The organism is Flavobacterium cupreum (assembly GCF_003996965.1).
Classification (GTDB): domain Bacteria; phylum Bacteroidota; class Bacteroidia; order Flavobacteriales; family Flavobacteriaceae; genus Flavobacterium; species Flavobacterium cupreum.
The window spans coordinates 236,574-248,212 of sequence record NZ_QWDM01000001.1 but is presented as its reverse complement, the minus strand read 5'-3'; the positions used below and the strand labels follow the sequence as shown (position 1 = coordinate 248,212).

The 11,639-nt window shown below is 39.1% G+C and carries 9 protein-coding genes; 5 read left to right on the top strand and 4 right to left on the bottom strand.

Annotation, left to right across the window (positions count from 1 at the left end):
- Positions 1-3: 3 nt before the first annotated feature.
- Positions 4-843, top strand: coding sequence for a DUF4249 domain-containing protein (locus tag D0817_RS01090; RefSeq protein ID WP_127336541.1), 840 nt, complete (start codon positions 4-6; stop codon positions 841-843).
- Between the two features lie 71 nt (positions 844-914).
- On the opposite strand, the gene D0817_RS01085 is transcribed toward D0817_RS01090, so the two are convergent.
- Positions 915-1,655, bottom strand: a complete 741-nt coding sequence (locus tag D0817_RS01085; protein WP_127336540.1) for a hypothetical protein — start codon at positions 1,653-1,655, stop codon at positions 915-917.
- A 272-nt stretch (positions 1,656-1,927) separates the two neighbouring features.
- Between D0817_RS01085 and D0817_RS01080 the strand changes: the two genes are divergently transcribed.
- Complete coding sequence (locus tag D0817_RS01080; protein ID WP_127336539.1) at positions 1,928-2,467, top strand: hydrolase; 540 nt, start codon at positions 1,928-1,930, stop codon at positions 2,465-2,467.
- Positions 2,468-2,568: 101 nt separating this feature from the next.
- Here the strand turns inward: D0817_RS01080 and pgl are convergent, their stop codons facing one another.
- From pgl to gnd, 3 genes are read right to left on the bottom strand one after another with little or no spacing between them, the layout of a single operon-like run.
- Positions 2,569-3,285, bottom strand: a complete 717-nt coding sequence (gene pgl / locus D0817_RS01075) for a 6-phosphogluconolactonase (RefSeq protein ID WP_127336538.1) — start codon at positions 3,283-3,285, stop codon at positions 2,569-2,571.
- Positions 3,282-4,799, bottom strand: coding sequence for a glucose-6-phosphate dehydrogenase (gene zwf / locus D0817_RS01070; protein ID WP_127336537.1), 1,518 nt, complete (start codon positions 4,797-4,799; stop codon positions 3,282-3,284). Before zwf ends, pgl begins: the two co-directional genes overlap by 4 nt.
- Before the next feature lie 21 nt (positions 4,800-4,820).
- Positions 4,821-6,227, bottom strand: a complete 1,407-nt coding sequence (gnd, locus tag D0817_RS01065; protein ID WP_127336536.1) for an NADP-dependent phosphogluconate dehydrogenase — start codon at positions 6,225-6,227, stop codon at positions 4,821-4,823.
- Positions 6,228-6,589: 362 nt separating this feature from the next.
- Between gnd and D0817_RS01060 the strand changes: the two genes are divergently transcribed.
- From D0817_RS01060 to D0817_RS01050, 3 genes are all read left to right on the top strand, one after another.
- A complete protein-coding gene (locus D0817_RS01060) occupies positions 6,590-7,156 on the top strand; it encodes an RNA polymerase sigma factor (protein ID WP_127336535.1) in 567 nt (188 codons plus the stop codon).
- 276 nt (positions 7,157-7,432) lie between these two features.
- Positions 7,433-8,278 carry a FecR family protein gene (locus D0817_RS01055; protein ID WP_127336534.1) on the top strand — a complete coding sequence of 282 codons (846 nt, stop codon included), beginning with the start codon at positions 7,433-7,435 and terminating at the stop codon, positions 8,276-8,278.
- An 86-nt stretch (positions 8,279-8,364) separates the two neighbouring features.
- Entirely contained in the window at positions 8,365-11,598 is a 3,234-nt protein-coding gene (locus tag D0817_RS01050) for a TonB-dependent receptor (RefSeq protein WP_127336533.1), read from the top strand.
- Positions 11,599-11,639: the final 41 nt, after the last annotated feature.

Below are 11,639 nucleotides of genomic sequence, written 5' to 3'. Positions count from 1 at the left end.
AATATGCAAAGGATTGAAAACTATAATTTTAAAAGTAAAGCACTTACTTTATTCAGCCTTCTCTTTATACTGATTTTTTCATCTTGTGAAGATGTCGTAAACCTTGATCTGGAAAGCGGTGCTCCCAAAATCGTAATAGATGCCGAAATCATCTGGAAAAAAGGAACTACGGGAAATGAGCAGGTTATAAAAATCACTAAAACAGCTCCCTATTATAACAATACCACACCAAAAGTTTCCGGAGCGCAGGTACGAGTGGAGAACAGCACCGGTACTGTTTTTACGTTTAATGAAACAGAACCGGGTTCTTATGTGTGTACCAATTTTGTTCCGGTTCTGAATACGGAATACACGCTATACATAACCGCAGAAGGGCAAAGTTTTACGGCGGTCGAAAAACTGACATCAGTAACGCCAATTGATAAAATCGAACAAAAAATGGTTCCCGATTTTGGCGGGGAAGATGTAATCGAACTGACTTTTTATTATAAAGATCCTGCCGATCAGGTTAATTTTTATCTGACGGATTATAAAGCCCCATTCCTGCTGTACCCTGAATATGAACTAACTGATGATGAATTGTTTAACGGGAATGAAATAAGCACCCGATATTCAGACGAAGATATAAAGCCGGGCAATACTGTTGAAATTATACACCGCGGCATTTCTAAAAACTTTTATGATTATATGAATTTAATTTTGGAAGGATATGGCGGAAATCCGTTTTCTATTCCTCCCGGTAATATCAGGGGTAATATTGTCAATAGCACGGATGCCAGTAATTTTGCTTTCGGCTATTTCCGGCTTTGTGAAGCAGATACGGTTTCGTATATCGTAAAATAAGATTTTAATTGAAGGTTGATTTGTATTTACACCTGGCATAATTGATATGTCAGGTATTTTTTTTTTAAGGTTTATTTCAGCGCATTTTCTAAATCATGATAGCCTTTTTCCAGATAATGTTCACAGTCCGGCCATAAAGTCTGCCCTTTCGTAATCCACGACAAACCAAATGCCTCGATCGCTACCGTTTCAAGAATAAATATGACCGGAACATCTTGTAAAAACGATGGTTTTAAAACAAAATAGATACCCAGAAGGACAATACAGGCAATGATAACCCATCCACAAATCATGTAGATCCTGTTTCGTTTCTTTTTTTGCGGGCTAATGACCATTTCGTTGTCTTTTAGTTTTGGAAAATAAACTAATGATATGATCGCCAGGGCAATAAAAAATAAACCGGCGAAAATAAAATGCCGCTCAATGCCCAGTAGTATCGGAACTGCTTCATTGGCGGTATGAATGCTGGAAGAACGTGCAGTACTCGTAGCTGTTGGGCTAAAGGCTACACCAATACCACAAAAGGCGGCCAGGGTAGTTAATCCTTTCTCGATGATGTTGTAACCGTTATACGTGAATAAAAATACGCCAAGGACACTCAAAAGTACCACCAGTACATCTCCATTGCTGGTGTAATAATAATCACTGATAGAAGGTTCGATGAGTTTTTCGCCGATTTCTCCTCTGGTGGTCAAAACTAAAATGAGGGGAAGCAGTATGCCCGAAAACCCAATTAAATTTCTCATCGTCAGATAAGAAAGCACCAGGTCATTTTCTTCTTCTTTTTGTTTGTCTGATTTTTTATGTGGCATTTTTTAAGATTTAGGGGTTCTCAATTTCAGCTGACAAATCATAAATTTAGTATTGCTAAGATAAGTTTTTGAGAAGAAAAAACTTCAAACATCGGCGAAAAATAATCTGAATATATTGGATTTAACACTGTGACCGGTTTAAAATTAGTAATCAGATTACGGCAAATCCTGCAGCTGAATTAGTAACTTTACGGGACGTATTATAAAGTGAAATGGAGTTGAAAATATTTCTATACTCCGGATTTACAACTTTCATTTAAAAAATAAAGACTATGCTCATACAGGAAAACACAGGATTGATTGTAATTGATGTTCAGGGTAAACTGGCACGTATTGTAAATGAAAGCGACAAATTAATTTCCAATCTTGAGAAAATTATTCGCGGCTGTCAACTGCTGGAACTTCCTATAATCTGGGCAGAACAAAATCCGCAGGGACTTGGAGCAACAGTGCCCGAATTAGCAGAACTGTTAAAAAATCAACAACCCTTTGAAAAATATTCTTTCAACGCGATGGAGAATGAAAGCTTTAAAAAGGCAGTCCTCAATTCAGAAAGAAAGCAATGGTTAGTGTGCGGCATTGAAGCCCATATTTGTGTGTATCAGACCGTCTTAGGATTGTTATCCCATAATTTTGAAGTAGAAGTTGTAGCCGATTGTGTTTCTTCGCGTTCAAAAGAAAATAGGGATCTGGCCTTGAAAAAATTACAAAATAAAGGCGCAGATGTAACGACTGTTGAAATGTGTCTTTATGAGCTTGTTAAAAGTTCTAAAAGTGAAGTGTTCAAAGGAATCCTAAACCTAATCAAATAAAATAATCCCGTTAAATCAAAAACGAGTTAAATGTCCTGATGAGGATATTTAACTCGTTTTTTATAGTGTTCAGCTGCTGATTTTTAAGTCAGAAAAATTTGTTACGCTTTCTCCGCAGCCTTTTTATCTACTAAAAATAATAGTTCTCCCGAAACAGGTTTAATTAATTGCATCGGATAAAGGGAAGGATTGTAAGCTCCGTGCAGTACTTCTTTCAGGGCATGTGCTTTCTTTTCGCCAAAAGCGACTACGACAATCTGCTCTGCTTTATTAATCAGCGGAGCAGTCAGCGTAATACGATGCATGTTCTGAGATTCAAGACGGTAGGCGCTTACCCATTTTTCCTGCTCGTTTAATACTGCTTCTCCCGGAAAAAGTGAGGCCGTATGACCATCATCACCCATTCCCAGTAAAATCAGGTCAAATTTCCCATCATCACCTAAAATAGTCCTGATGGATTGTTCGTATTTCACGGCATAATCTTCAGCTGAAATGCCGTCTTCATACATGGTAAATATATTTTCCTGTGGAATTGGCACATGGCTTAACAGCGCCTCAAAAGACATTTTGGCGTTGCTAAGGTTATCGTCAAGCGGAACCCATCGTTCATCGCCCCAAAAAATATAAACTTTGCTCCAGTCAATTTTCGTTTTATAATCGGCTGAGGCCAGTAAGCGGTAAATACCCGCTGGCGATGAACCTCCCGTAAGTACCGCCGAAAACTTGCCTTTCCCGCTTATTGCTTTTTGGGCAGACGCCACAAAAATGTCTGCTGCTTTACTATTAATTTCTTCTATAGTATCAAATATCTGTATCATTTTACTTTTTCGTTTTCAGTTGCTGTATTAGAAACCCACGCATGTCCTTGTCTGGCCAGTAATTCATCTGCAGCTTCCGGTCCCCAGCTTCCGGCTTTGTAATTCGGAAAATTAACAGGGGCATTATTTTTCCACACTTCCTGAATCGTATCGATGGCATCCCAGGCCTGTTCTACCTGATCCCAACGCATGAATAGGGTAGGATCTCCTGCCAAAGCATCGGAAAGCAGCGTTTCGTAAGCTTCGGGCGACATTGTAGAACACTGGAAATAATCGAATACCATTTCTGCAGGCCGCAGCGAAAGTGACAGCCCTGGTTTTTTGGTCATAAATTGCAGCTTGATATCCATTGACGGCTGAATATTAATAATAAGTCGGTTAGGCGTCATTCCTTCATTTCCATAGGAAAAAGAGGAATGGGGCACAGGCTTAAACTGAATGACGATCGAAGACTGTTTTTCCTGCATTCTTTTTCCGGAACGCAGATAAAACGGAACGCCCTGCCATCTCCAGTTGTCCAGGTATATTTTCATGGCCACATACGTTTCCGTATTCGAGTCCGGTGCGATTCCTTTATCCTGACGATATCCTGCTACAGGATTGCCTTTTATAAAACCGGCATCGTACTGGCCTCTTACGGTATAATGATCTACTTCTTCGGGTTTGATGCGTCGTATAGAGCGCAAAACGTCTGCTTTACGGTTTCGGATATCATCGGCGCCAAGTGAAGCCGGAGCCTCCATAGCCGTCATGCATAAAATCTGAAGCAGGTGGTTTTGTATCATGTCCTTCAAAGCTCCGACTCCTTCATAAAATCCGCCGCGTTCTTCAACGCCCACTTCTTCGGCCACAGTAATCTGGACAAAATCTATGAAATTACGGTTCCACAAAGGCTCAAACATCGAATTGCCAAAACGGAACGCAAGAATATTCTGAACGGTTTCTTTGCCTAAATAATGGTCTATACGGTAAATCTGCTCTTCTTTAAATGTTTGTGAAAGCATCTCGTTGAGTGCAATCGCTGACGTTTTATCGTAGCCAAAAGGCTTTTCAATAATAATACGGTCCTGACTGACATTTGGCGTAAGCCCTATTTTCTTAATATAAACCGAAATGGTACTGATAAAGGAAGGTGCAATAGACAGGTAAAAAAGTCGATTGGCACGGATCCCGAAAAGTTCATCAATACTGGTTAATTTTGAATTTAATTCATGATAAGATTCTTCCTTGTCGATATCATGTTTTAAATAGGTGATATGTGAAACGAAATTTTTAGTTTCATCCGGTGAGAGTGTCGCTTTTCTTGAAAACGTGTTTAAATTTTCTAAAACGTAATTGCGGAATTCCTCGTCGCTTTTTTCCGCTCTCCCCAGTGCTATAATCTGAAACTTTTCCGGCATACGGCCGTCAAGGAACAAATTTTGAAAGGCAGGAAAGAGCTTTCTTTTGGCAAGGTCACCCGATGCCCCAAAAATAACGATGATTGTTGGGGTGCTATTCTTTACTTTACTCATTTTTTGCGTCGCTTAAGGTTCTTAATCATTCCATTCCGTATGAAAGACACCCGGGGCATCGATACGTTCGTAGGTATGCGCTCCAAAATAGTCACGCTGCGCCTGAATGAGGTTGGTTGGAAGATTTTCAGATCGGTAAGCATCAAAATAAGCCAGTGAGTTCATTAGTCCTGCTACAGGTAATCCTTTTTGTACGGCAAACTGGATAACTGCTCTGGTTCCGGCCTGACTCTGATTCAGTTTTTCGGCAATAGCGTCATCTAAAAGAATGTTGGCTAAGTTAGGGTCTGCTGCAAATGCTTTTCGGAAGTCTTCCAGCACATTGGCACGAATGATACAGCCTCCACGCCATATTTTGGTAACCGTTTCCAGATTTAATTCATAATTGTATTCTTTAGAAGCCGTTCTAAGCTGTGCCAGTCCCTGCGCATAGGTAATCAGGATCGCAAAAAACAATGTTTCTTTTAGGGAATCAATGGCTTCTGCCGTATTTACAGCTGACGCATCAGTATTCCAGATCAGTTTTTTGGCGGCCTCGATTCTTTCAGGTTTGCTTTTCGACATGTCGCGCATCACTACTGCAGCATCGATGGTCGGAATCGGAACCTGAAGGTCCATGGCATTCTGGGAGGTCCATTTTCCCGTTCCTTTCGATTTGGCCCAGTCTGATATCTGGTTGATAAGTCTTTGACCGTTATCGTCTTTTTGTTTCAGGATATGACTTGTAATTTCGATCAGGTAGGATTTAAGATCGCTCTCGTTCCATTCTTCAAAAGTTTTCTGAATGGTATCTTCATCGAGATTATAACCTCGTTTCATCAGATCATAAATTTCGGAGATAAGCTGCATAATTCCGTATTCGATTCCGTTGTGAACCATTTTAACGTAGTTCCCTGCGGATCCGTTTCCTAAATATTCAACACAAGGTTCTCCGTCCACTTTTGCTGCTATGGCTTCAAAAATAGGGCGAAGTCTTTCGTAGGCTTTTTTATCTCCTCCGGGCATCATGCTCGGACCGAATCTTGCGCCTTTTTCGCCTCCGGAAATTCCCATACCGAAGAAGTGGATTCCTTTAGCCGATAATTCGAGGAACCTGCGGTCTGTATCGGTAAAATAAGTATTACCGCCATCAATGATAATATCGCCTTCCTCAAGGTGTGGAAGCAGGCTCTGAATGGCGCTGTCGACAGGTTTTCCGGCAGGAACCAATAGCATTATGGCTCTTGGACGCTGTAAAAGCCCGACAAAATGGGTAACGTCTGTTGTTGCTTCGAGTGTATGTCCGGCATCAGCTTCCTGCTGAAGAGAGTTGACCTTTTCGGCATCTAAATCCAAACCTGCTGCGGCAAATTTTTGGCTGGCAATGTTTAAAAGCAAGTTACGGCCCATTACGCCGAGACCGACAATGCCAAAATCAAATGTGTTCATAGTTTTCAAATTAACTAAATTATTAGTGTGCTGTTGTTCACAATACTACGGGAAAATACGCCGTATTGCTTATGTTCTGCTAAATTAGATAAAAAGGTTGGAATATTATACAATAAACCCCGGGCTTTAAATCATTGCGCCGTAAACAGGCTGTGGGAACATAATTAAAAGGAAAAGTTGGATAAAACCCCGAATTGCCAAAGCTGCTTTTCGGCCGGAGGGTAAATTATTTTTATGTTATAAAATGACCGCAGGTGTCGGGGCAAATATTAATAAATCATTAAATGACCGGGCTGATAAAATAACCGATGTTAGTTTAGGATAATTTTGTAAGGATTGTTTACCTATTTTAAAACTGCATTATGAATACTATTTTGATCACCGGATTGCGCGATGGAGACGATTCTTGTTTTAAGGAAATCTATGAGCTATATCATTTCAAGGTATTCTGTTTTGTAAAAAAATATACAGCCCAGCTTGCAGATGCGGAAGATATCACCCAAAATGTTTTTATTCATCTCTGGAAGTACCGCACTAAAATTGAACCCGGAATTGCCCTGGATGCTATTTTGTTTAAAAGCAGTAAACAGGAAATTTCAAAATGGTATAAAAAACAAAATAAAATTATTTCGGTTGAATACCTGCAATTGGTAAAAGAACTGGACAGTTCTGAAGAAATTGACGAGAATATTTCCGTGAAAATGGAAAAATTAGAAATGCTCTTACAGCAGATTCCCGAGAAAAGAAGAAAAATTTTTACCCTTCATAAGTTTGAAGAAATGAGTTATAAGGAAATTGCCATAGAAATGGGCATGTCCCAAAGTGCCGTGGCCAATCAGATTTCCAAGACACTGCAATACCTGAAAAAGAATTCCGTAAAGAGCTACGAACTGTACTGGTTTGCTTTACTTTTCCTCAATCAGTATTAAGAACTTACTTTTTATCTAACCTTCCTCTTTTATGCGTTTTGAAGTATCAGGCAATAGCCGTAACGGGAACTCCAATGTAAAGTAAATGTAACTTATTATGAAGCCTTTTTTAGTAAAGAGCTGTTTTCTAAAGGGTTGTTTGTATTTGTCTTTTCGCATCATTAACAAAACGTTAAGTGTCCTGTACCCCCGTGATTTTTTGAAGCAGAATAATCTAATGTAGTTAAGCAGGAGATATTCAGGATTTCCCTGTACAATTAATTTTACGGATACATAATGAAATCGAACAGACTACGTGAAGAATGGGATGCGTTGCCGCAGAAAGGAATATTCTCTGATGAAATAAAATTGAGAATGTGGAACAGGATTCAGAATGCCACAATTAAAAAACGCAGCCGTAATTATCAAAAAGCAATTGCGGCCTGTATAATTCTCTTTATTTCTGTTGCAGGCTATCAGTCCTTTTCTGCATTAGATTTTGCTGCAACTCCAAAAGTGGTCACTCAGACGTTTCCTCAGGATATACGATTATTGCGTTTGTCGGACGGAACAAAAGTCTGGGTGAATGAAAATACCCAAATTGAATATCCGGAACATTTTGCAGCCAACGAACGAATCGTCACATTGAAAGGAGAAGCTTTTTTTGAAGTGGCACGAGACACCACAAGGCCATTTATTATCAGCTCCGGTGACATCAAAACTACTGTTTTGGGAACTTCTTTTGATGTGAAAGCCTACGGAAAAATAGCAGAAGTAAACGTAAGGACTGGTAAAGTAAAAGTAGAAAGCGCCCAAAATGCGGTTTTTTTAGAAAGAGGATATGCCGCCCTGTTTAATCCAAAAAATAAGACACTCAAAAAACATACAATAAAGGTTTTGGAACCGGAATGGAAAAAAGCACTTCTGGATGTTGACGGATTAAGTCTGGTGACCGTGATTCAAAAACTGCAGGCGGATCACGCTTTTACGCTGCAATATTCCAGTGAAAATTTAAAATTACTGCAGCTAAAAGGAACTCTTGATACCAGACAAGGCGTTCCGGAAATAATACAGACCATTGCTTTTGCTTTGGAAGTAACCATAAAACCCGCCGGTAACAACACCTATATCGTGAGTAAATAACTTGCAGGCCTGCTGCAATTTCCCGAAAAAATTCCGAAAATCTAAACTAAAATAAACGATACACACCTAAAACAAATTATTTACTTATGAGCGATTTTTTCAGGCAATTTTCAATTGCCGTACAAATTCTGTTTTTTAGCCTGTTTCTCGGTACGGCCGAGCTATATGCACAATCTGGCACTGTGTCAGTAGATTTCAAGAATGCTTCTCCAAAAGATATTTTTGAAAATTTAGAATCCCGGACGCCCTATCGCTTTATTTATCAAAAAGACATCGATTTTAGTAAACCGCTTGTCACGCTAAAAAAAGATAATGTCAGCATTGATGTGATATTGCAGGAACTTCAGGTGCTGACCAACTTAAATTTCAGAAGAAACAATACCAATATTGCTGTCAATAAAAAAATAGCTTCCACCAAAAAAGTGGGCAGTATTTCGGGAAAAGTGGTTGATAAAAATGGTCTTGCTTTACCGGGGGCTTCCGTAAAAGTAGTGGAGACCGGAAATACAACGGTCTCAGATTTCGACGGAAATTATTCTTTTAGCCTGGAAGAGGGAACTTATGCACTGGAAATCAGTTACGTCTCCTTTCAGACGCAGAAAATTACCGATATAAAAGTTTCCGCCGAATCGGATGCTCTATTGAATGTAGTGCTGAAAGATGATGCCGAATCACTGAATGAGGTGGTCATTACCCAAACTTATCAGAAAGCGACTGCCTCAACAGAAGGAATGCTGCTGCAGCAAAAGAAAGCCGCTCAGTTTTCGGATGGTATTTCTGCCGAACAAATTGCCAGAACACCGGATAAAGATGTTGGAAGTACTTTAAAAAGAATTACAGGCGTAACGACAATTGACGACAAATATGTAGTCGTGCGTTCTATGGGCGAGCGCTGGAACCAGGCGGTGATGGATGGCGTGAATCTCCCGAGTACTGATCCCAACCAGCAGCAGTTTAATTTTGATATCATTCCGACCGCTATGGTAGAAAGCGTGATTGTCAGTAAAAATGCCACTCCGGATATGAATGCCAATTTTGCGGGTGGTTATGTAGAGGTGAAAACCAAAGATATTCCGAAGAAAAATTTTATGACATTCACTGTCGGAACGTCCTACAACAGCCGAAGCACTTTTAAGGATCGCCTGACCAAACAGGAAGGGGAAAACGATTATATCGGATTTGATGATGGCAGCCGAAATTACCCTTCCGGTTTGGTCAATATCGCCGTACCTACTACCGAAGCGGCATCAGGGCCATTCTTAGAACAATCCAAAAGGTTTACCCAGGATAATTTTACAACCTATAAAACCTATGCAGCACCGGGAACTTCGATGCAGTTTGCAGTAGGCCGGGTGTATGAATTAAAGGACAATAACAAATTTGGTTTTGTGGGTTCCCTGATTTTCAAAAACACACAGGATCAGTTAAAAATTGACCATACCGAAAGAGGATCTTACATGCCTAATACAGAATTTAGAGCCGGACCGGAAAATGGTTATTCGACTTTTAAAAAATATGGATTTAAAAATTCAGGTGCCACTTATAATTTCAATTCAACGCTGGGAGGAATGTTTAATGCAGGAATTCAGTTGGGAAAGCATAAAATTACCACCCGAAATACCTATATGCATATGTATGACAGTCAGTTAACTCAAATTACGGGTTGGAATTTATATAATGGAAATTTAGAACAAATAGTAGAGGGAAGTTTTTTACCGTTTACACAGGAAACAAGTTATCCTGTCTACCAAAAATTTATACAGAACAAAATAGAGGGTAATCATCGTTTCGAAAATTTTGAAATTAACTGGTTTGGTGCTTTTACAACTACATCAAAAGACACTAAAGATGCCACTTTTTTGACACAGCGTAGAAAAAAAGTTGGAGAGGATGTACTTTTATATCAGGAAATTTACAATAGCTCGCCGGATAATTTTAAGAGATCAAATTTTACTAATAGCGAAAAAGATTATAACGTCGGAATTAATTTCAACTATGCTTTTGACATTGGGGAATCGATAAAAAACAATATCAAAGCAGGTTATTTCGGTACCTATAAAAAAGCAACTAATCAGCAGGAAACAGCTGCAATGGTTACTTTAGGACAACCAACTGAAACTGCTGTTGTTGATTTTCCTTACTCCCAATTACTCGATGGCTCCTATTATAAGTGGGGCGGTTTCGGATGGAACAGAATCACTACTTATGGCAATGAATATATAGGAGATGTTAAAATTCATTCTCCTTTTTTAATGCTCGATAATAAAATCAACCAATACATACGATTGGTATGGGGAATGCGCGCTGAGAGTTATGTGTACACCCAGATTGCCAGCCAGTCTGATAATTCAGGCAGTTTTGAAACCGCACAATTAGACGATGATGTCTGGCAATATCTTCCTTCGGCAAATTTAACGATAAGCCCGACAAACAAAATGAATTTCAGGTTGGGTTATAACAAATCGGTCCTGCGTCCTCAGTTTGCAGAGCGTCTGAACATGCCTTATTATGATCCGGTACGTAATGCACAGGTTTTAAATTACACTGGAGGAATTGTTTCGACCTTAGTGGATAGTTTTGATTTTAAGACGGAATGGTTTCCAGCTCCGGGTGAAATTATTTCTTTTGGTATTTATCATAAAAATATTAAAAAACCAATTGAAGGTGTTACACAGATAGGAGCAGATGGGGGCACAAGATATATTTATAACATGAATTCTGATAGTGCTAAACTTTTTGGAGTGGAGTTTGAAATTTATAAAAATTTATCCTTTCTGGGTGAAGGAGATCTTTTAAAGAAAATATTTCTGTGTGGTAATGCAGCATTCAATGATACCAAGGTTACCGGATATGTAAAAATAGATGGTACTGGCGGACTTTATGAAGCAAACAGACCTTTATATGGTCAGGCTCCTTATAACTATAATTTAGGTTTGGATTATATAGGGGAACGTACGGGGTTCAGTATTAGACACAATGCTATAGGCGATCAGTATATTTTAGTAGGATTTGATTATGATGCAGAAGAAATACGCATGCCTTATGCTGTTACAGATGTTCAGGTCAGCTACAAGTTGTTTAAAGAAAAGAATTTAGAAATAAAGTTAGGAGTTAAAAATCTTTTTGATACCGCTATCGAGACCTACAATAATTTCAATAGTTATTCAAAGATTAATGATGTCGAATTTGGATCCAATCCAAGAGATCAAAGAGGTCTTGGTGCCGGAGCGACAGATAAATACGATCCTTTTATCGATCAAAAAAAGTTTAAAGCCTGGAGCGGAAGAACCATCAGCTTTTCTATGAATTATTCTTTTTAGTAACATTGAATTGCCGATTTCAGCAATAAAAGACTATCAAA